Genomic DNA, 20,389 nt, shown 5'->3' on the forward strand with positions numbered 1-20,389 from the left:
GGCGCCGGGCGTGACGGCAACGTCTCATTCGGCCGGCACGGCCGGGAGTAACAACATCGTCGTGATTCCCGGCAGCGGCGGCGTCATCCAGCGACGCGCGCGGCCCTGCCCGATCGCCTGCGCCTTGCCTTCCGCAGCCAGCGTGTCGAGGGCGCGCTGAATGGTGCGCTGGCTGGCGCCGAGCACCAGCGCCAGGGCGGAGCTCGACCAGGCCTCGCCATCGGCGAGACAGGCGAGCACATCGGCATGCGGCTCCTCGACCGGCCGGGCGAGCACGACGACCGCACCGCCGGCCGGCGAGAGCCTGAATCCCCGCGCCGTGGCATCGAGACCGGCCAGCGGCCCGAGCATGGCGCGCAGGCGCCCGATCTCGACACGCAGCCGGGCCCGATGCGATTCATCAACATGCCGGGCGCCGAACGCCCGGGCCAGAAGCTGCGCCCGCGACGCGTCGGCTGGCCAGGCCTCGGCGAGTGCCCGGGCCAAGGCGAACAGCACCGGGCGGCCGGCGAGCGCCACCTCTCGGCCGGTACGGCGCACGGCATTGCGGCAGGCATCGACGATGAGGACGTCGCTCGCCTGCAGGGCTTCCACCTCGTCGAGCAGCAGAGGCCGTTCGGTGCCTTCCGCGATCAGCCGGGCCGCAGGCGTGGTCAGCATGCGCGCGGCGGCCTCGACCTCGGCGGCAAGCGCCGGAATGCCGGCGCGAGCCGCCGCCGCTTCGGCCCGGGTCAAGGCGGCGCGCGCCGCCGCTGTCCGGAGACGGCGCAGCGCGATGCCCGCCGCCGCCAGTTCGTGCGCAGCCCGGGCCGCAGGCGGAAAGGGAGCCGGATCGAGCCTCGCCAGCATCCGTTCGGCCTCGTCGAGACGGCCGATCAGCAGCAGGCGCCTGACCATGAGATGGCGGGCATGGGCCGCGTTCAGCCGGTCGCCATGCTGCTCCAGCGTCGCGCGCGCCGTCTCGAGCTGGCGCGCCGGCCAGCCGAGGTCACGGGAGACGAGCGCGATTTCCGCTTCCGCGACGATGCAGCGCGCCCGGCCGACGGCTTCCTTCGGCCCGAAGGCGCGCGCGGCACGGCGCAGCAGCAGCTTGGCCCGCGCGAGGTCGCCGAGCTGGGCCATGGCGATGCCGCGCAGGGCCAGGGCCGGTGGATCCTCGCGCAGGGCGACCCGGTTCAGCGCCCCGAACGGATCTCCCGCGGCGAGTGCGCGGGCGGCAGCCGTGATCAGCGAGTCCATGAAAATCCCGTCACACTTGTCACTCTCGCCGGCATCGGCCCGGTCCTAGCTTCGTCGTCACCCACCGGGCGGGCGGCGCAGCCGCGATGCCCGGGCGAACCACGACAAGAGTGATGAAGAGGCGGCGGATGGCAACACCTGCACCTTGCGCCGGCACCGTGCGGCGCCTGCACCGGGCCGATCGGCCAGCCGATGACGAGGCCTCGAAGCGGCGACGCTTCCTTGCCGTCGCCGGCGCCGTCAGCCTTGCAAGCTTCGGCGCGACCGGCTTCTGGTGCGCGGCCATGCCGGCCATGGCCGGCGTTCCCATGCCCGGCGGCTGGATGCTGACGATGCCCTGGATCCGGTTGTGCGGAGAAGGCTGGGCCGCCGCAGGCACCGGCTTCGTCGCCATGTGGCTGGTGATGATGGTGGCGATGATGCTGCCCTCGCTCGCTCCCGTGCTCTGGCGCTGCCGCCACGCCCTCGGCGCGGCGAGCAAGGCCCGTCGCGGCGCGCTCATGCTGGTGGTCGCAACCGGCTATTTCACGGTCTGGCTTGCCATCGGCACCGTCATATTCGCCCTCGGCACGGCCCTCGCCGAAACCGCCTTGCGGAAATCGACGATCGCAACCCTCGTTCCATTGGCGGGCGCCGTCGTCGTTCTTGCCGGCGCGCTGACGCAGTTCAGCGCGGCCAAGGCGCGGCATCTCGCCTGCTGGCGCCGGCTGCCGGGGCTCGGCCAGAAAGCGGAAACGCGGCCGCTCGCCGCGTTCCGAGACGGCCTCCGGATCGGATGCCATTGCGCCGGCGGCAGTGCCGGCCTCACCGCCATCCTGCTGGTCTGCGGCGTCATGGACCTTGCCGCGATGACCGTGCTGACCGCCGCGATCACCGCCGAGCGGCTTGCCCCTGGCGGCGAGGAGGTCGCGCGTGCGACCGGCGCTGGCGCCCTCGGGGTCGGGCTGGTGCTGACCGTGCAGGCGGTCGCCGCCCTCGCCTGAACGGACAGGCGGATCGGGTTCGCCGCCGCGCGTCCGCCGGCCATCGCGCCGATCGGCGCGATCCTTAGATCTCCCCCGCGGGCGGCGGCTGTTTCGGCTCGGGTGCGCCCGCCCCCGCCGTGATCAGGCGGACATTGCGGCCGAAGCTGACATAGGACCAGATCCAGTCGAACATCACCGAGATCCGGTTGTGGAAGTCGATCAGGAAGAAGATGTGGACGAGGCCCCAGAAAACCCAGGCGAAGAAGCCCTTGAAGCGGAACCAGCCGAGATCGACCACTGCTTCGCCGCGGCCGATGGTGGCGAGATTGCCCCGGTCGACATAACGGAAGGCCGGCAAGGTCCGCCCTTCCAGCCGAGCCCGGATCAGCGCCGCGACATAGGCGCCCTGCTGCTTGGCGCCGGGGGCTATGCCCGGCACCTGCTTGCCGTCAGGGCCGACGACGTGAGCTGCATCGCCGACGACGAAGATTTCCGGATAGCCCGCCAGCGACAGGTCGCCGCTCACTTCCACGCGCCCGGCCCGGTCGAGCGCGACGTCGGCGCCGAGCCAGGCACCGACCGGCGAAGCCCGCACGCCGGCGGCCCAGACGATGGTGCGGCAGGCCAGCGTCGTCGCACCGGCTTCGACACGATCGGGAAAGCAGCCCGTCACGGCGAGATTGAGCCTGACGTCGACGCCGAGCCGCTCGAGGCCGGCCTTGGCCGCCGCCGACAGGGTCTCCGGCATGGCCGGCAGCACGCGCGGGCCCGCCTCGATCAGCACGACGCGGGCCGAGGTCGGGTCGATATTGCGGAAGTCGTCGGCCAGGGTGTGGCGGGCAAGCTCGGCAATGGCGCCGGCCATCTCGACGCCGGTCGGGCCGGCGCCGATCACGGCAAAGGTCAGAAAGCTCTCCCGCTCGGCCGGATCGGTGGCAAGCTCGGCCTGTTCGAAGGCCTCCAGGATGCGCCGGCGAATGGCTGTCGCGTCATCCAGAGTCTTCAGCCCCGGCGCGGTCTCAGCCCATTCGTCGTGGCCGAAATAGGCATGGGTCGCGCCGGTCGCGAGGATCAGCGTGTCGTAGGGAATTTCGCCGGCGCGGCGGCCGATGACGTGCTTGCGGGCCCGATCGACGCCGACCACCTCGTCGAGCAGCACCGTGGCATTGGCCTGGCGCCTGAGGATCGAGCGGATGGGCTGGGCGATCTGGCCGGGCGACAGGGCGGCCGTCGCCACCTGATAGAGCAAGGGCTGGAACAGGTGGTGATTGCGCCGGTCGATCAGCGTGATGTCGACCGGCGCCTTGCGCAGCGCCTTTGCCGCGGCCAGACCGCCGAAACCGCCGCCAACGATGACCACACGCGGTCGCGTCATGATGGTTCATCCCGATGCACGGCCTTGGACCTCGTCGGAGGCCAGGCGATCCAGGCCTAGCACAGCGCCACCGCAAAGCGGAATCCGATCGACGACGGGGGGCCGGTCCCGACAGGCCGGCGCGGCATCCGGAGATCGATGTCGCCTGCGCACGCCATCTCCACGAACCTCGACCGTCGCCGGCGGGCATGGACGCCACCACGCAAGCCGTGGCACCAGAGCCCGCGCGCCCGCTATGACAGGCGAACGGCCCGCACCGCGCGGCGCCCTGGAACAGGCCATGGCCCAGATATTTTTCATCACCCACCCAGAAGTGGTCGTCGATCCCGGCGTGCCGGTGCCGCGCTGGCATCTCGCCGAAGCCGGCGTCCGGCGCATGCGTGCCTTCGCCGCGACGCCCGGCCTCGCCGGACTGACCAGCGTCTGGGCGAGCAGCGAGACGAAGGCGATCGAAGCGGCCGGCCTTCTTGCCGCGCGCTTCGGCCTGCCGGTCATGGTGGAACCTGCGCTGCACGAGAACGACCGCAGCGCCACCGGCTTCCTGCCGCCGGCCGAGTTCCAGGAGGTGGCCAATGCCTTCTTTGCCGCCCCGGAGGCGAGCGTCCGGGGCTGGGAGCGCGCCATCGACGCCCAGGCGCGCATCGTCACGGCGGTCGGGCGCGTGCTGGCTGCAGCCGCCCCCGGCGACGTCGCCATCGTCGCCCATGGCGGCGTCGGCACGCTGCTGCTCTGCCATTGCCTCGGCCAGCCGATCAGCCGCGCTTTCGACCAGCCGCACGAGGGCCACTACTGGCGCTTCGACCGGGACAGTCGCGCCGTCGCCCATGGCTGGCGCAGGATCGCGCCGCGCTGAGGCCCCGGCGCCCGCTAGGCCATCAGCGCCTTGGCCACGGCCATGAAGGCCGGCAGCGTGACCGGATCGTTGGCGACATTGCCGGCCTGCGGATGCGAGCCGTAGCGGACGATGACCGTTTCGGCCTTCGGATCGACATAGATCGACTGACCGTGAATGCCGCGGGCCATATAGGCGCCGTGCGCGTTGTGGCTGACCCACCACATGGACCGATAGGACCAGCCCGGCAGCGTCGCATAGCCGGCCGGCTTGAACTTCTCGGGATCGCCGCCGCGCATGATGTCGGCGACAGCGCTTTCAGCAACGATCTGCCGGCCGTTGAAGGCGCCGCGGCAGCGCATCATCTCGCCGAACCGGGCGAGGTCGCGCAGGGTCGTGTTGAGCCCGCCACCGCCGGACTCGGTGCCGATCGAATCCACCGTGAAGAAGGCATCCTCCTCGGCGCCGAGCTGCGACCAGATGCGCTCGGCGAGCAGGTCGGCCAGCGAGCGGCCGGACGCGCGCCTGAGAATCCAGGCGAGCACGTCGGTATTGACGGTCTTGTAGGCAAAAGCGGCGCCATGCTCGCCCTGCTTCTCCTGCGCCACGAGGAAATCGTAGAGTGTCGCGGCGCCGGAATAGCCGGGCTCGCGGGCCGCCATGCCGTTGGCCTTGCGCAGGCCCCAGACGCCGGACGTCTCGTCGGTATAGACCTCCGTGTAGCGGAGGCCGGTGGTCATATCCATGACCTGCCGCACGCTGGCATCGCCGAAGGCGCTGCGGCCGAGCTCCGCCACGTAGCGGGTGACCGGCGCCTCGGCATCGACCAGCCCGTCGGCGACCAGCGCGCCGGCCAGCGTGCCGACAAAAGACTTGGTGACCGACATGGCAATGTGCGGCTTGTGGGCCTCGAGCGCCCCGCAATAGCGCTCGTAGACGACCCGGCCGCGGTGCAGCACAAGGATACCGTCGGCATAGGTCGCGGCGACCGCTTCCGCGAAGGTCATGGGCTGGCCGTCCATGGTGGTGAAACGGAGCGGATCGAGGTCGATTTCGGCGCGCGGCAGCGCCGAGGCCGGCCCCGGGCCACGCCAGACCGCGACCGTCGGCACCAGCTGGCGCATATTGCTCCAGGCCCAGCGCGACTGCGGAAACGACCGGAACGATCCGTCGGCGAAGGCCACGATGCGGTCGGTCGGCGGCGGGAAGCCCTGCATCGTGCCGAGGGCCTTCGGATCGGTGGCTTCAGCGACCGATATTGGCGATGCGGATGCGGTCATGGCCGTGGAACTCCTGCGGCAGGCGGCGAAAGCGAGCACGCAACTGTCCAGCGCGCCGGCGGCCGGCGCAACGCCGGATGCGGGACCCGTCCATGCATCCGCGGGACGGCCGCCTCGAAACGCAGAAAGCGGAGGCCAGGCCCCCGCTTCCTGTCGTGCCGGACAACACCAAGGCTCAGTTGCGCTTCGGCGGCGTCGCGGGCCAGGACCGGATCAGGCCGTCGTAATCGACGGTCTGGCCCTGCGGTTTCTCGTTGGCGAGCTTGCGCTGGGGCGCGATCGTGCCCGCCTGCTCGGCCCGGCGATACCATTCCTCGGCCGAGGTCTTGGGATTGATGCGCGGCCCGCAGGCGCCCTGCACGTTCGATCGCTCGAGGCGGATCATCACGTCGTCCATGGCGTCGGCAAGCGAATCCATGGCCGCCTGCGGCGTCTTGGCGCCGGAGGAGGCGTCGCCGATATTCTGCCACCAGAGCTGTGCGAGCCGCGGATAGTCGGGCACGTTGTTGCCGGTCGGCGTCCACTGCACGCGCGCCGGCGAGCGGTAGAACTCGATCAGACCGCCGAGATTTTTGGCCCGGTCGGTGAAGCTCTGGTGCCAGATGTCGCTCTCGCGGATGAAGGTGAGGCCGACATGGCTCTTCTTCAGGCTGGTCGACTTGGATACGCAGAACTGGGCGTAGAGCCAGGCGGCCTTGCGTCGCTCGACCGGTGTCGACTTCAGAAGCGTCCAGGAGCCGCAATCCTGGTAGCCGAGCTTCATGCCCTCGCGCCAATAGGAGCCCTTGGGCGACGGCGCCATGCGCCATTTCGGGGTGCCGTCGCTGTTTACGACCGGCAGGCCGGCCTTGACCATGTCGGCAGTGAAGGCGGTGTACCAGAACATCTGCTGAGCGATGTTGCCCTGGGCGGGCACCGGGCCGGATTCGGAGAAGGTCATGCCCGCCGCGCCGGGAGGGGCGTATTTCTTCAGCCACTCGACATATTTCTCGACCGCATAGACCGCCGCCGGCCCGTTGGTGTCGCCGCCGCGGGCGATATGGGCGCCGCGCGGATTGCAACCCTCCATGCGGATGCCCCATTCGTCGACCGGCATGCCGTTCGGGATGCCGCGATCGCCGTTGCCGGCCATGGACAGCCAGGCATCGGTGAAGCGCCAGCCGAGCGAGGGGTCCTTCTTGCCGTAGTCCATGTGGCCATAGACGCGGACGCCGTCGATTTCCTTCACGGTATTGGTGAAGAACTCGGCAATGTCCTCATAGGCCGACCAGTTCACGGGAACGCCGAGATCGTAATTGAACTGGCGCTTGAAGGCCTCGCGGATCTGCGGGCGCTGGAACCAGTCGTAGCGGAACCAGTAGAGATTGGCGAACTGCTGGTCGGGCAGCTGGTAGAGCTTGCCGTCGGGCCCGGTGGTGAACGACCGGCCGATGAAGTCCTCGACATCGAGGGTCGGCAGCGTGACGTCCTTGCCGTCGCCACTCATCCAGTCGGTCAGCGGCACCGCCTGCTGGTAGCGGAAATGCGTACCGATCAGGTCGGAATCGTTGACCCAGGCATCGTAGACGTTGCGCCCCGACTGCATCTGCGTCTGGATCTTCTCGACGACGTCGCCCTCCTGGATCAGGTCGTGCTTGAGCCTGATGCCGGTGATCTCGCTGAACGCCTTGGCCAGCGTTCCCGCCTCGTATTCATGCGTCGTGATCGTCTCCGAGACGACGTTGATCTCCTGGCCCCGATAGGGCTGCGCCGCCTTGATGAACCAGTCCATCTCCGCCATCTGCTGATCCTTGGTCAGCACGGACGGCTGGAACTCGTTGTCGATCCAGCGGCGGGCGGCATCGGCCTGGGCGCGCACCGACGTCGACAGGTAGGGCGCGGCCACGACGGCCGACGTTCCCGCGACGAATGCTCTTCTATTGATCTTGATAGCCATCGTCTTCTCCTTGGGGATCTCCTGCACGTCCCGTTGGCCGGGTTTTCTTGAATGTTGCGTCAGACGTATCGGAACACTCCGACGGCCCATACGAACGACAGAAGCGTCGCCCCCCAGAGCAGGGAGGCGCCGCCGCAGGCGATCCACAGGAGGTGGATGATCGCTGCGCTGAGGATCGAGAGAAACAGGCGGTCGCCGCGCGTGGTGCCGATGCGCAAGATGCCCACCCGCTCCGCTTCCGGGCGGCGGACGGCGAGCACGGTCATGACCGCAAGCGTCGCGAACAGCGCGGCGAACAGCAGCGCCGTCTGCCAGGTCCAGGCCATCCAGGCGAAGGTCTGCGCGAACCAGTCGGCCATCACACCCTCCCGAGGGCAAAGCCCTTGGCGATGTAGTTGCGGACGAACCAGATGACGAGCGCGCCGGGAATGAGGGTGAGCACGCCCGCGGCGGCGAGCAGGCCCCAGTCCATGCCGGCGGCGGACGCCGTGCGCGTCATGATCGAGGAGATCGGCTTGTTGTTGGTCAGCGTACGCGCCAGCAGAAGCTCGACCCAGGAGAACATGAAGCAGAAGAAGGCGGCGACCCCGATGCCGCTGGCGATCAGCGGCGTGAAGATCTTCACGAAGAAGCGCGGGAACGAATAGCCGTCGATATAGGCGGTTTCGTCGATCTCGCGCGGCACGGAGGACATGAAGCCCTCCAGGATCCACACCGCCAGGGGCACGTTGAACAGGCAATGGGCGAGCGCGACGGCGAGCGGCGTGTCGAACAGGCCGATCGCCGAGTAGAGATTGAAGAAGGGCAGCGCGAAGATCGCCGGCGGCGCCATGCGGTTCGACAGCAGCCAGAAGAACAGGTGCTTGTCGCCGACGAAGCGATAACGCGAGAAGGCATAGGCTGCCGGCAGCGCGACGCCGATCGACAGGAGCGTGTTGATCACCACATAGGTCAGCGAATTGACATAGCCCATATACCAGGACGGGTCGGTGAAGATCTTCTCGTAGTTGCGCAGCGTGAAGGTCTGCGGATAGAGCGAGAAGACCGAGGTGATCTCATTGTTGGTCTTGAAGCTCATGTTGACGAGCCAATAGATCGGCAACATGAGGAAGACGAGGTAGAGGATGAGGATGGCGCGGCTGCCTCTCATGGCTCGCCCTCCCGCGGCGCCTCGCCCTGGGTCATGACGGTGTAGAAGACCCAGCAGACGGTGAGCACGATGACATTGTAGATGATCGACAGCGCCGCGGCCTTGCCGAGGTCGAACTGGCCGAGGGCGATCTTGACGAGGTCGATCGACAGGAAGGTCGTCGTGTTGCCCGGGCCGCCGCCGGTGACGACGAAGGGCTCGGTATAGATCATGAAGCTGTCCATGAAGCGGAGCAGCACGGCGATCAGCAGCACGCGGTTCATCTTCGGCAGCTCGATCGTGCGGAACACCGCCCAGCGCGAGGCGCCGTCGATCTTGGCCGCCTGGTAATAGGCGTCGGGAATGGATTTCAGGCCGGCGTAGCACAGCAGCGCGACGAGGCTCGTCCAGTGCCAGACGTCCATCACGATGATGGTGACCCAGGCCGCCAGAATGCCATTGGCATAGTTGTAGTCGATGCCGAGCCGGTTCACGGCATAGCCGAGCAGGCCGATGTCGCCGCGCGCGAAGACCTGCCAGATGGTGCCGACGACATTCCATGGAATGAGCAGCGGCAGCGCCATCAGGACCAGCGTCCAGGCCACCCCGCGGCCCGCCTTCGGCATGGAGAGCGCGACCGCGATGCCGAGCGGCACCTCGATGGCGAGCACGATGGCCGAGAACAGGAGATTGCGGCCGAGCGCGTCGTAGAAGCGCTGGCCGACCGAGGAGCTCGGATCGAGCACTTCCTGGAACCAGCCGATGCCGTTCCAGAAGAACTGGTTGTTGCCGAACGTATCCTGGACCGAATAGTTGACGACGGTCATCAGCGGGATCAGCGCGTTGAACGCCACCAGCAGGACGACCGGCAGGACCAGATACCAGGCGCGGTTGTCGGCGATCTTCTGCATGGATCAGGCCTCCTCCGCCGGGGCGACCAGCCGTCCGTCCGCATAGATGTTGATGCGCCGGGCATCGAGCAGCACCGACACGGCCTCGCCCGCCGGCTCGAAGCCTTCCGGGACAGTGACCGCGGCCGGCGCGCCGGCTACCTCGACCCGCGCGAGCCTGACACGGCCGAGGTCCTCGACGCGCAGGAGCCGCGCGGCGAGCCCCGCCCCTGCCGGGCCGAGACGGGCATGGTCCGGCCGGATGCCGAGCTCCACCCGGCCGTCAAGCCGGCCATAGCGGCGGGCGAGCGGCACGGCCGCGCCGCCGACGGAGGCTTCGGCGCCCGATACCGTGCAGGGAATGAAGTTCATGCCCGGCGAGCCGATGAAATTGCCGACGAATGTATGGGCCGGCCGCTCGAACAGCTCCGCCGCGGTCCCTGCCTGCAGCACCCGGCCCTCGGACATGACCACCACCGTATCGGCAAAGGTCAGCGCCTCGGTCTGGTCGTGCGTGACGTAGATCATGGTGACGTCGAGCTGGCGATGGATCACCTTCAGCTTCGAGCGCAGTTCCCATTTGAGATGCGGATCGATGACGGTGAGCGGCTCGTCGAACAGGATCGCCGAGACGTCGGAGCGGACGAGGCCGCGGCCGAGCGAGATCTTCTGCTTGGCATCGGCGGTGAGGCCGCGCGCCTTGCGGTCGAGATCGCGTGTCAGGTCGAGCAGCTCGGCGATCTCGGCCACGCGCCGCCTGATGCCGGCCGGGTCCATCCGCCGGTTCTTCAGCGGAAAGGCGAGATTCTCGCCGACCGTCATGGTGTCGTAGACCACGGGAAACTGGAAGACCTGGGCGATGTTGCGCTGGACGGTCGTCTCGTCCGTCACGTCGCGGCCGTCGAACTTCAGCCGGCCGCGGGTTGGCGAAACCAGGCCGGAAATGATGTTGAGCAGCGAGGTCTTGCCGCAGCCCGAAGGGCCGAGCAGCGCATAGGCTCCGCCATGGCGGAAGGTGAAGTCGAGCTCCTTCAGCGCCCAGTCCGCCGCCGCCTCGCCCGGATTGGCGAGATAGGAATGGGCGAGACGCTCCAGGGTGATCGCGGTCATCGCACGCCCTCCCCGGCCGCAGGCCGCCGGTCGACACGCATGCCGCCGGCGTCGAACAGGAAGGCGCGCTGCGGATCGAGCCAGCAGGTGATCGGCTGATCGGGTTCGAGCAGCCGCACGCCCGAGGCCAGCGCCACCAGCAGATGGTCCCCGGCCGCCAGGTGGACGAAGCTTTCCGAGCCGGTGATCTCGGAGACGCGCACCGTCGCGGGCAAGGCCAGCGCGCCAGCGGCGAGCGGGTCGAGCGAGAGCTGGTGGGCACGGAAGCCGAGGACGTAATCGCCGTCGGCGACGCCGGCGAAACGGCCGGCGGGCAGCCGGCCAAAGGCGCCGAAGTCGAGCTCGGCGCCACGCTTGGCCACGGCAATGGCGTTGAGCGGGGGATCGGAGAAGACCTCGGCAGTGATGCGGTCGCGCGGTTCGCGATAGACCTCGCCCGACGGGCCGAACTGGGTCAGCCGGCCCTCATGGAGCGTCGCGGTGGCGCCGCCCAGCATCAGGGCTTCGGCCGGCTCCGTGGTGGCATAGACGAAAATGGCGCCGGAGGCCTCGAAGATGCGCGGCAGCTCCTCGCGCAGTTCCTCGCGCAGCTTGTAGTCGAGATTGGCGAGGGGCTCGTCCATCAGCACGAGATCGGCGCCCTTCATGAGGGCCCGGGCGATGGCGGTGCGCTGCTGCTGGCCGCCGGAGAGCTCGAGCGGCGTGCGCCTCAAATAAGGTTCGAGCCTCAGGAGCCGCGCCGCCGAGGCGACACGCGCCTCGATCTCGCCGCGTGCGACGCCCTGCACCCGCAGCGGCGAAGCGATGTTCTCGAACACGCTCATCGAGGGATAGTTGATGAACTGCTGGTAGACCATGGCGACGTTGCGCCGCTGGACCGGCACGCCGGTCACGTCGACGCCGTCCATCAGGACCCGGCCGGAGGTCGGCACGTCGAGGCCCGCCATGATGCGCATCAGGCTGGTCTTGCCGGCCTGCGTCGCGCCGAGCAGCACATTGAGGCTGCCGCGTTCCAGTCGCATCGACACCGCGTCGAGATGCCGGGCCTTGGCCACGAACTTCGACACGGTATCGAGGACGAGACTCATGTCAGGCTCCCCGCCTCACTGTTTCGCCGCGCTGCTCCGGCCGCTCGGCGAGGAAGCGCTCCAGCGCTATGATCTCGCCCGGCTGCATCCTCAGACCGAGCTTCGACCGGCGCCAGACGATGTCGGCGGCGGTGACGGCCCATTCGCTCTCGACGAGATAGGCGACCTCGGCCTCGGTCAGCGTCGCGCCGAAATCGCGGCCGAGATCCTCCCGACGCCGCGCGGCGCCGAGGATCGCCCGCGCCCGCGTGCCGTATGAACGGGCGAGCCGCGCGGCATGGGCGGGCTCCAGGAAGGGATAATCGGCCCGCAATCCCGCCGCGAGGCTCTCCCGGCCGCCGATGGCGAAGTCTCCGCCGGGGAGCGCGGCATGCGCCGTCCAGCCCGCGCCGAGCTTGCCGGCGCCGATACCGAGCTTGGCCAGCGCCTCTTCGGCAAGCCGGCGATAGGTGGTGATCTTGCCGCCGAAGATCGACAGGAGCGGCGGCTGGCCGCCGGCGGCGTCGAGCTCGAAAACATAGTCACGGGTTGCGGCACGCGCCTCGCTCGCCCCGTCGTCGTAGAGCGGCCTGACGCCCGAATAGCTCCAGACGACATCGTCCGGCTTCACCGGCTCGCGGAAATAGACGCTCGCCGCCTCGCACAGATAGGCGATCTCGGCCTCGGTCGCGGCAACGGCGGCAGGATCGCCGTGATAGTCGAGATCGGTCGTGCCGATCAGGGTATGGTCGCCTTCGTAGGGGATGGCGAAGACGACCCGGCCATCGGCCGTCTGGAAGATGTAGCAGCGCTCGTCGGCGAAGAGCTTCGGCACCACGATGTGCGAACCCTGGACCAGCCGCACCTTGGCGCCGGCGGCCATGCCGAGCCGGCCCGCCAGCACTTCGGCGACCCAGGGGCCGGCGGCATTGACCAGCATGCGCGCGGAAACGACATCGCGCGCCCCGGTCCTCATGTTCTCGAGCGTGACGCGCCAGCCCTCGGCCGTCCGTTCGGCGCCGACCATGCGGGTGCGGGTGCGCACCACCGCGCCGCGATCGGCGGCGTCGCGCGCGTTGAGGACGACGAGGCGGGCGTCGTCGACCCAGCAATCGGAATATTCGAACCCCTTGCGGAACAGGCCGGGCTTCAGCGGTGCGCCGGCCGGATCCCGCGCGAGATCGAGCGTGCGGGTCGGCGGCAGCAGCTTGCGGCCGCCGAGGTGGTCGTAGAGGAACAGGCCGAGACGCAGGAGCCAGGCCGGACGCAGGCCGGAATGGTGCGGCAGCACGAAGCGCAGCGGCCCGATGACATGCGGCGCGATGGCCCAGAGCACCTCGCGCTCCTGCAGGGCATGGCGGACCAGATTGAACTCGTAATATTCGAGATAGCGCAGGCCGCCATGGATCAGCTTGGTGGAGGCCGAGGAGGTGCCGCTCGCCAGATCGTCCATTTCGACGAGGCAGACGCTGAGATCACGCCCGACGGCGTCGCGCGCGATGCCGCAGCCGTTGATGCCGCCGCCAATCACCAGGATGTCGAACTGCTCCTGCACGCGCGCTCCCCGCCGCGACCCGATGGCGCGATCCCAACCAGACAAAGCTTAAAACGAAGGCAAAAACGAAAGCAAGTGAAAATGGAAACGAATGACGGAGGTTCAGTCCATATCCTGCTGCGCCAGGAGACCTTCGGGATCGGCCTCCCGCACCTCGACCTGCGCCTCACGGCACATCTGGCGGATCTCGTCAGAGGGGATGGCGTCGGTGACGAAACTGTCGATCTGGCTCATATGGCCAATCCGCACCGGAGCCTTGCGGGCGAATTTGGAACTGTCCGACACCAGGATCACCTGGCGGGCATTCTCGATGATCGCCTGGGTGACCAGCACTTCGCGATAGTCGAAATCGAGCAGCGTGCCGTCGAGATCGATGGCCGAGACGCCGATGACGGCATAATCAACCTTGAACTGCCTGATGACATTGGTCGCGGCCGCGCCGACCACGGCCCCGTCGGTCTTGCGCACGGTACCGCCGGCGACGATCACCTCGATGCCGGCATGCCGGTAAAGCTCCATGGCCACGTTGAGATTGTTGGTGATGACCAGGAGATCGTTGCGGAAGGCCAGAGCCCTGGCGACCTCCTCGGTGGTCGTGCCGATATTGATGAACAGCGACGAGCCGTTCGGGATCAGCTCCGCCGCGGCAAGGCCGATGGCCCGCTTGGATTCGGCGGCGGCGAAGCGGCGCGCGTCGTAGGACAGGTTGGCGACGCCGGAGGCGACCACCGCGCCGCCATGCACCCGCTGCAGCATGCGCCGCTCGCAGAGCTCGTTCAGATCCTTGCGCACCGTCTGCGGGGTCACGTCGAAGCGACGCGCGAGCTCGTCGACGCCGACCCGGCCGGCGAGCCTGGCCAGGCCGAGGATTTCCGACTGGCGCGGCGACAGATCGCTCATCGTGTTCAAGGGATGGCCCCGCCGGTCACATCATGCGTTCATATCGATTTTCACTTATCACACATCCGAACTATTTCCGAAATGCCTTCTCGCAGAAAATGGCTTCACGCGGAAGCCGGATGCACGCCTTCGTGCCGCCCGCTCGGCCGCGGCAGCGGCCGGGAAGCGGCCTTGCTCAGGGAATGAAGACCGGCGGGGTGGAGATGCGCGCCCGGAAAATATTGCGCCGCGCCGGCGTCCCGACGAGTGTCGCGTCGGAACTTTCGATATCCAGCCGCAGGCCCTGCTCGGCCAGCGCCTCGGCCACCTGGTTGAGCGCAGCGATCGCGACGATCAGCTTGTCGCGAAGCTCCTGATCGATCGTATGCATGACGTGCCCGCCCTGCCTTGCGGCCCGGCCGGCCGGCCGGGCTGGTCCGTCAACGCCGCGCCGATCCGCAATGTTCCGCGCGACACCGGCGCCGCGGACGGGCCTCCGGAAAAAGTCGGGTGACGCGGAGGTCCGGCCATGCGTCGCCGCCGTGCCGCCATATTGGACGGCTCTGTCTCCTCCCCGCGCCGGCCGACCATGCAGCGAGCGGACCGCTGCCGGGGCGAGGCAGCCGGCCTGAACAAGGATGAAACGACGTGCCCCGCAGCCTTTCCCGCAGACCGATACGTTTTGCCGTCGTAGCGCTCGCTCTCGCCGCGCCCCTCGTCGCCGCCGCCGCGGCGCGCGCGGATGACGGTGATGCCGGCCTGCGCGGTGCGGTCGATGGCGCAATAAGACCGCTGATGGCCGAGCACGACGTCCCGGGCATGGCGGTCGGGGTGACCGTCGATGGCCGCTCCGCGGTCTTCACCTATGGCGTCGCCTCGCGCGAGACCAACAGGCCGGTGGATGCCGCGACGCTGTTCGAGATCGGCTCGGTGAGCAAGACCTTCACCGCGACGCTTGCCGGCTACGCAGAGGCGCTCGGCAAGTTGTCGCTCGACGAGCACCCGAGCCGCTACCTGCGCGACCTGCGCGGCAGCGCCATCGACCGGGCCACCCTTCTGCATCTCGGCACCTATACGGCGGGCGGGCTGCCGCTGCAGTTCCCGGGCGAGGTTGCCGACACCGCGCAGATGATCCGCTATTTCCGGCAGTGGCGGCCCGATGCGGCGCCGGGCGCACAGCGGCGCTATTCCAATCCGAGCCTCGGCCTGTTCGGCCATCTCGCCGCGCGCGCATTCGGGCGCGACTTCACCCAGGCGATGGAAAACGAGATCCTCCCCCGCCTCGGCCTGCGCCACAGCCATATCCGCGTGCCGCAGGAGGCGCGCGCCAACTATGCCTGGGGCTATGCGCGGGAGAACCGGCCGATCCGCGTCAATCCAGGGCTGTTCGCGGCGGAAGCCTATGGGATCAAGACGACGGCGGGCGACCTGATCCGTTTTGTCGAGGCCAATATCGACCCGAGCCGGCTCGAGGAGCCGATGCGGCGTGCGGTCCAGGCCACCCATGTCGGCTACTTCCGGACCGGCGACATGGTGCAGGGGCTCGGCTGGGAGCAATATGCCTATCCGGTCACGCTCGACCGGCTCCTGGCGGGCAACGGCCGGGCCTTGAACACCGATCCAGCCGCCGCGCTGATCCCGCCGCAAGCTCCGACCGGTCCGACCCTGTTCAACAAGACCGGTTCGACCAACGGTTTCGGCGCCTATGTCGCGTTCGTGCCGGCACGGCAGATCGGCCTTGTCATGCTGATGAACCGCAATGTGCCGATACCGGCGCGGATCAGGGCGGCCCATGCGATCCTCGATCGGCTCGGCGAGGCGAGCCGGCGGTAGCGGTGCCATCCCCTGTCTGTTCGCCGCTCGCCATCCGCTCACCCCGTCAGTGCATGCGGCAGCGCCGCTTGATCGCCTCGGCATAGGGTTTCAGCGGGGTCAGGTCGAAGGTCTGTTCGACGCCGGCGAACTGAATGAACAGGCGGTCCGCACCGGCAATGTCGTGCAGCAGCGCCTCAGCATAGCGGGCGCCGACATAGGCCGTGCGGCCCGGCGCCGTCCAGGCGATCGGCCGCATCGGCCCGTCGTCGACCTGGTAGGACCCTTCGAGCGTCTCGTTGCGGCCCCGGACGATCTGGAAGCCGACGGCATAGGAGACGAAGACGCCGGTGTCGCTGCAAACGGCGGTGAACTTCTCCCCCGAGCTTCGGTAGGTCATGTCCAGCACCGCGCTGCTGCCCGGCCGTGCCGCAATGTCCTGCACCATCCATTGCGCCCGGGCGCTGCCGATGGTCAGCATCAGCAAGGACAAGGCGGCCAAAATACAGCGATACGACACGATCACGTCTTGATTCACTCACGGCGAATTCATGGCCCCCCAAGGATCGGGCCGCGTCACAGGCTAGATGAACGCACCAGGGTCAGTCGAGTGCGGCTCCGGGCATGACCGCCATACGCGACGGGGCGCCGCGCGCGCCTGCGGACGGAGCGAGGAACCGAAACGGCGCGCAAACGTTGCCTTCTCCGGGAAAACCGATCAACCTGCGCTGAAATCGCGTGTTTTGACCGGGGTCGGACCGTCTTTTTATCAAAAGGAGATCGTCATGGTCGATACTGCTTCCGTCGCCAAGCGCGCTGCCGCAGCCAAGGCGGAGGTCGAGGACGCGGTCGAGCGCGCCGCCGCCGCCGGAGCCGCAGCCCGCGACGCGGCGGCCGAGACCGCCGAAAGCGTCACAGCCAATGTCGCCGCCAAGCTGAAGGCTGCCGGTATCGATACGGACGTCATGGCCGAGGCCGCCAAGGGACAGGCGAGCGAGTTGCAGCGCCTGCTGGCGGAGGAACTGAGGGCGCGGCCGCTGCGCAGCCTCGGCATCGCCGCCGCGATCGGCCTGATCGTCGGCCTGATGACGGCGCGCTGACATGTTGAGGGCCATCGGCACGCTCGCCATCGGCGAAGCCGGACAGTCGATCCGCACGAGCCTCCTCGTGCGCGGACTACAGATGCTCGCCGGACTGGTCGTGCTCGTCGCCTTGGGCTTCGCGCTCGCCGCGCTCTACATCGTGCTGGCGGCCCGTTTCGACCCAGTGGTTGCCAATCTCATCATTGCCGGCGGGCTTTGCGCATTGGCTCTGCTCATCCTGGCGGCCGCGGCCTTCATCCGGTCGCGGCCCCGCAAGCCCAGTCCGGCCGCCGCCACCGCCCTTGCGCTGGCGCCGGTCGCGGCGAGCGCCCTCGCCTCGAAACCGGGGCTGCGCGCCGCCGCGCTCGGCGGCATCCTGCTGCTCGGCGCAGCGGTCGGACGTCAGCTCGGCCGCTGATCGCGGCGAAGCGACGGCGCTTCGCTCCGTCACCAGGAGCGGAGCCGGTCATGGCCGGCCCGCGGCGGCCATCGTCAGGCGCCGGCACCGGCCCCGTCGTCACGCACTCCAGTGGCTGCGCGGAGCAGTGCCGGCCGGAGCATTTCCAATACCAGCGCCTCGATGACCGCGCCTGAAAACGGCTTGCCGACGAAGCGTGCGAACTGCAGTGTTTCCGGCAGATCGGCGGGCAGCGAGGCCGAGGCGAAGGCGAAAGGCGTTCCCCGAGCGGCCAGCATGGTGGCGAGAGCGAAGGTCTTGCCGCCGACCACGTCGATGTCGAGCAGCACAAAATCGAGTGGCTCCGCGGCCGCCACGGCGGCCGAAGCCAGCGAACCGGCGATCATGACCTCCACCGCGCCGCTCAGGGCGTCGGTCACCACGGCCTCCAGTTCGATAGCGATGAATGGATCGTCCTCGACGATCAGAATTCTGGGGTTACCCAACGGTCTGCCCTCCCGCGAGCCCCACATCGTGCCGCGGCCGGCGGATATTCTCCGAGATAGCTCAGAACCGGCTTATTGGCTATCTTGGGAATGACCTGCCCGGCGCGGCAGCCGTGCAGGGGCGGATGCCCGGCCGGGCCGCGCGCCGCCATCGGAGCCGGAGCGGGAGAAGCGCCATGGCTGTCGTCAACGTCATCTTCTTCGCATCGATCGTCCTGTTCGTCATCGCCACCGCGATGGGCTTCCTCACCGGTCTCAAGGGCGGCCTCGGCCACTGACCTCAATCCGCACGGCGCATCTGTGCATTGCCGCGGAACCAACTGCGGTTGCTGGCGTTTTCCGGATATCGTCAATGCCCCAACGGGAGATGCCGCATGTTCGGCTGGGCCATTATCTTCCTCCTTGTCGCGCTGGTCGCCGCGGCGCTCGGCTTCGGCGGCCTGGCCGGTACGGTCGTTTCGGCCGCGCAGGTCGTCTTTTTCGCCGCCTTGGTCGCCTTTGCGATCTCAGCCGTCAGCGGCCTCGTTTCGCGATCCTGATTGCGCTCGCCCCTTCGCAAGCAGCGTGCGGCGGCGGGTAGCGTCATGCCGCTTGCCGCCCCGCCCGGCGATCGAAGAACAGAGCCTGACTGACCGCCGCTTTCACCGCGTCCTGCTGGAACGGCTTGGTGATGAGGAAAGCCGGCTCGGGACGCTCGCCGGTCAGCAGGCGCTCCGGATAGGCCGTAATGAAAATCACCGGAAGGGAGATCGACCGCAGGATTTCATTGACCGCATCCAGTCCGGAACTGCCGTCGGCAAGCTGAATATCGGCGAGGACGAGACCAGGCTTCTTCGCCGCCACCAGCGCGAGCGCTTCCTTGTGGGTGCGTGCGACCCCGGTCACCCTGTGGCCGAGTTCCTGGACCATCGCCTCGATGTCGAGCGCGATGATCGGCTCGTCCTCGATGATCAGCACGTCGGTTGCGACCTGCTCGGCAATTTCGCGCCCGGCTCGATCGAGCAGATCGGCCGTCTCCACCACCGGCATGTTGAGGATGGCGGCCACCTCGGCCAGGCTGAAGCCCTCGACCGTGCGCAGCAGGAAGGCCTGCCGCGAAAGCGGGGTGAGCGCGTCGAGATTGCGATCCGCGGCGGAAGCGCCGGCAGCCGTCGCGCCGCTGCTTTCCGCCGGCCCGCGGTCCAGAAAAAGCCGATAGAGCGCAACCCTCTCGCCGAGATCACGTTCAAAGATCGAAGGATCTGCGACCAGAGCTTCGAGCGTCGTCATCACCCGGGCATCGCCGTCGGCCTGGGTGCCATGCAACGCGCGCGCGAAGCGCCTCAGATACGGAAGATGTTGAGCGATATCCTTAGCGAGGGTCATGAACGGGCTCCCGACTGCGCCGGCAAGCGACCACCGGCCACCACCATTTGGCAAGTCTTTTCTTTTTGCGCGTAAAAGGAACTTTGCGGGCGAGCCGAAGTTCCGGTGAGCGGATCGGTGTATGTGCGCCTGTCGGCGCGACGCTTCCGCGACCATCAGGTGGCTTGCGTATCATTGGCCGAAGCGATGATGAGGACGAGTATGGCGCATCCCCAGGACGAGGACCCCAATGACGAGGTCTTCGAGAACGAACCGGTCCTCGATCAGCGCGTCCAGGAGGCGATCGGCCGCTCGCTGAAAGCCCACTACGACGATCTCGTCAAAGCGCCGATCCCCGATCGCTTCCTGGTTCTCCTCGCGGAACTCGAAGCCAAGGAGCTCCAAGCCAAGCCGGAGGGTGAAGCGGATGAGCGATGATCGCTTCCGCGACGGCCTGGTTGCCGAAATTCCCAATCTCAGGGCATTCGCCGCTTCGCTGTCGGGCTCGATGCAGCTTGCCGACGACCTGGTCCAGGACACGCTCCTGAAAGCCTGGTCCAATGCCGACAAGTTCGAGCCCGGCACCAGCCTCAGGGCCTGGCTCTTCACCATCCTGCGCAACACCTATTTTTCGCTCTACCGCAAGCGCGGACGCGAGATCCAGGATACGGACGGCGCCTATACCGAACGCCTCTCGGCCCAGGGGAACCAGGAAAGCCACCTCGACCTGGCCGATTTCCGCAAGGCTCTGGCCACCCTGCCCGACGAGCAGCGCGAGGTGCTGATCATGGTCGGCGCCAGCGGACTGTCCTACGAGGAGACCGCGGAAATCTGCGGCGTCGCCGTCGGCACCGTGAAGAGCCGCGTCAACCGCGCCCGTGCCAAGCTGGCAGAACTGCTGCAGATCCACGGCGCTGACGACTTCGGACCGGACCGCCGGACGGCGGCCGCCCTGCAAGGGTCTTCCGGCTCCGGCTCCGATACCTGAACG

The 20,389-nt window shown here is 68.2% G+C and carries 23 protein-coding genes; 8 read left to right on the top strand and 15 right to left on the bottom strand.

Annotation, left to right across the window (positions count from 1 at the left end; translation table 11 throughout):
* Positions 1-24 precede the first annotated feature (24 nt).
* Positions 25-1,239 (bottom strand): helix-turn-helix domain-containing protein, encoded by a 1,215-nt coding sequence (locus tag OZ671_RS06330; protein WP_268859951.1) that lies wholly within the window; start codon positions 1,237-1,239, stop codon positions 25-27.
* Positions 1,240-1,367: 128 nt separating this feature from the next.
* Here OZ671_RS06330 and OZ671_RS06335 point away from each other — a divergent pair, with 128 nt between their 5' ends.
* On the top strand, positions 1,368-2,222 hold the full coding sequence (locus tag OZ671_RS06335; RefSeq protein ID WP_268859952.1) for a DUF2182 domain-containing protein: 855 nt from the start codon (positions 1,368-1,370) through the stop codon (positions 2,220-2,222).
* A gap of 64 nt (positions 2,223-2,286) precedes the next feature.
* Here the strand turns inward: OZ671_RS06335 and OZ671_RS06340 are convergent, their stop codons facing one another.
* A complete protein-coding gene (locus OZ671_RS06340; protein WP_268859953.1) occupies positions 2,287-3,579 on the bottom strand; it encodes an NAD(P)/FAD-dependent oxidoreductase in 1,293 nt (430 codons plus the stop codon).
* Between the two features lie 280 nt (positions 3,580-3,859).
* On the opposite strand from OZ671_RS06340, the gene OZ671_RS06345 reads away from it, so the two are divergent.
* The gene (locus tag OZ671_RS06345; RefSeq protein ID WP_268859954.1) at positions 3,860-4,432 is read left to right on the top strand and encodes a histidine phosphatase family protein; all 573 of its coding nucleotides are present in this window, start codon (positions 3,860-3,862) and stop codon (positions 4,430-4,432) included.
* 14 nt (positions 4,433-4,446) lie between these two features.
* Here OZ671_RS06345 and OZ671_RS06350 read toward each other — a convergent pair whose 3' ends face one another.
* The 10 genes from OZ671_RS06350 to OZ671_RS06395 all read right to left on the bottom strand — a co-directional run bounded on the left by OZ671_RS06350 (position 4,447) and on the right by OZ671_RS06395 (position 14,648).
* Entirely contained in the window at positions 4,447-5,691 is a 1,245-nt protein-coding gene (locus OZ671_RS06350; protein WP_268859955.1) for a serine hydrolase domain-containing protein, read from the bottom strand.
* Between the two features lie 175 nt (positions 5,692-5,866).
* On the bottom strand, positions 5,867-7,627 hold the full coding sequence (locus OZ671_RS06355) for an ABC transporter substrate-binding protein (protein ID WP_268859956.1): 1,761 nt from the start codon (positions 7,625-7,627) through the stop codon (positions 5,867-5,869).
* 59 nt (positions 7,628-7,686) lie between these two features.
* Entirely contained in the window at positions 7,687-7,986 is a 300-nt protein-coding gene (locus OZ671_RS06360; RefSeq protein WP_268859957.1) for a DUF2160 domain-containing protein, read from the bottom strand.
* Positions 7,986-8,777 carry a carbohydrate ABC transporter permease gene (locus tag OZ671_RS06365; protein ID WP_038314212.1) on the bottom strand — a complete coding sequence of 264 codons (792 nt, stop codon included), beginning with the start codon at positions 8,775-8,777 and terminating at the stop codon, positions 7,986-7,988. The genes OZ671_RS06360 and OZ671_RS06365 overlap by 1 nt, the downstream gene beginning before the upstream one ends.
* Positions 8,774-9,667 (bottom strand): carbohydrate ABC transporter permease, encoded by an 894-nt coding sequence (locus tag OZ671_RS06370; protein ID WP_268859958.1) that lies wholly within the window; start codon positions 9,665-9,667, stop codon positions 8,774-8,776. Before OZ671_RS06370 ends, OZ671_RS06365 begins: the two co-directional genes overlap by 4 nt.
* A 3-nt stretch (positions 9,668-9,670) precedes the next feature.
* The gene (locus tag OZ671_RS06375) at positions 9,671-10,756 is read right to left on the bottom strand and encodes an ABC transporter ATP-binding protein (protein WP_268859959.1); all 1,086 of its coding nucleotides are present in this window, start codon (positions 10,754-10,756) and stop codon (positions 9,671-9,673) included.
* Positions 10,753-11,844 carry an ABC transporter ATP-binding protein gene (locus OZ671_RS06380; RefSeq protein WP_268859960.1) on the bottom strand — a complete coding sequence of 364 codons (1,092 nt, stop codon included), beginning with the start codon at positions 11,842-11,844 and terminating at the stop codon, positions 10,753-10,755. The genes OZ671_RS06375 and OZ671_RS06380 overlap by 4 nt, the downstream gene beginning before the upstream one ends.
* 1 nt (position 11,845) lies before the next feature.
* Positions 11,846-13,378, bottom strand: coding sequence for a glycerol-3-phosphate dehydrogenase (gene glpD, locus OZ671_RS06385; RefSeq protein WP_268859961.1), 1,533 nt, complete (start codon positions 13,376-13,378; stop codon positions 11,846-11,848).
* A gap of 102 nt (positions 13,379-13,480) precedes the next feature.
* A complete protein-coding gene (locus tag OZ671_RS06390) occupies positions 13,481-14,278 on the bottom strand; it encodes a DeoR/GlpR family DNA-binding transcription regulator (RefSeq protein WP_268860044.1) in 798 nt (265 codons plus the stop codon).
* A gap of 175 nt (positions 14,279-14,453) precedes the next feature.
* Positions 14,454-14,648, bottom strand: coding sequence for a hypothetical protein (locus OZ671_RS06395; RefSeq protein ID WP_268859962.1), 195 nt, complete (start codon positions 14,646-14,648; stop codon positions 14,454-14,456).
* A 257-nt stretch (positions 14,649-14,905) separates the two neighbouring features.
* Between OZ671_RS06395 and ampC the strand changes: the two genes are divergently transcribed.
* A complete protein-coding gene (gene ampC / locus OZ671_RS06400; RefSeq protein WP_268859963.1) occupies positions 14,906-16,090 on the top strand; it encodes a class C beta-lactamase in 1,185 nt (394 codons plus the stop codon).
* A gap of 46 nt (positions 16,091-16,136) precedes the next feature.
* Here the strand turns inward: ampC and OZ671_RS06405 are convergent, their stop codons facing one another.
* Positions 16,137-16,556: a hypothetical protein gene (locus OZ671_RS06405; RefSeq protein WP_038314219.1), complete on the bottom strand. Its 420-nt coding sequence runs from the start codon at positions 16,554-16,556 to the stop codon at positions 16,137-16,139.
* A gap of 298 nt (positions 16,557-16,854) precedes the next feature.
* Here OZ671_RS06405 and OZ671_RS06410 point away from each other — a divergent pair, with 298 nt between their 5' ends.
* Together OZ671_RS06410 and OZ671_RS06415 are read left to right on the top strand one after the other, a co-directional pair.
* Positions 16,855-17,169 (top strand): hypothetical protein, encoded by a 315-nt coding sequence (locus OZ671_RS06410; RefSeq protein WP_268859964.1) that lies wholly within the window; start codon positions 16,855-16,857, stop codon positions 17,167-17,169.
* A 1-nt stretch (position 17,170) separates the two neighbouring features.
* Positions 17,171-17,569: a hypothetical protein gene (locus OZ671_RS06415; protein WP_268859965.1), complete on the top strand. Its 399-nt coding sequence runs from the start codon at positions 17,171-17,173 to the stop codon at positions 17,567-17,569.
* Between the two features lie 74 nt (positions 17,570-17,643).
* Here OZ671_RS06415 and OZ671_RS06420 read toward each other — a convergent pair whose 3' ends face one another.
* Complete coding sequence (locus OZ671_RS06420) at positions 17,644-18,081, bottom strand: response regulator (protein ID WP_268859966.1); 438 nt, start codon at positions 18,079-18,081, stop codon at positions 17,644-17,646.
* 347 nt (positions 18,082-18,428) lie between these two features.
* Between OZ671_RS06420 and OZ671_RS06425 the strand changes: the two genes are divergently transcribed.
* Complete coding sequence (locus tag OZ671_RS06425) at positions 18,429-18,593, top strand: DUF1328 domain-containing protein (RefSeq protein ID WP_268859967.1); 165 nt, start codon at positions 18,429-18,431, stop codon at positions 18,591-18,593.
* 43 nt (positions 18,594-18,636) lie between these two features.
* Here the strand turns inward: OZ671_RS06425 and OZ671_RS06430 are convergent, their stop codons facing one another.
* The gene (locus OZ671_RS06430; RefSeq protein ID WP_268859968.1) at positions 18,637-19,419 is read right to left on the bottom strand and encodes a response regulator; all 783 of its coding nucleotides are present in this window, start codon (positions 19,417-19,419) and stop codon (positions 18,637-18,639) included.
* A gap of 105 nt (positions 19,420-19,524) precedes the next feature.
* On the opposite strand from OZ671_RS06430, the gene OZ671_RS06435 reads away from it, so the two are divergent.
* Both OZ671_RS06435 and OZ671_RS06440 read left to right on the top strand, forming a co-directional pair.
* The gene (locus OZ671_RS06435) at positions 19,525-19,836 is read left to right on the top strand and encodes a NepR family anti-sigma factor (protein ID WP_268859969.1); all 312 of its coding nucleotides are present in this window, start codon (positions 19,525-19,527) and stop codon (positions 19,834-19,836) included.
* Positions 19,826-20,386, top strand: a complete 561-nt coding sequence (locus tag OZ671_RS06440; protein ID WP_038314227.1) for a sigma-70 family RNA polymerase sigma factor — start codon at positions 19,826-19,828, stop codon at positions 20,384-20,386. Before OZ671_RS06435 ends, OZ671_RS06440 begins: the two co-directional genes overlap by 11 nt.
* Positions 20,387-20,389: the final 3 nt, after the last annotated feature.

It is taken from the genome of Phreatobacter sp. AB_2022a, assembly GCF_026847585.1.
Classification (GTDB): Bacteria; Pseudomonadota; Alphaproteobacteria; order Rhizobiales; family Phreatobacteraceae; genus Phreatobacter.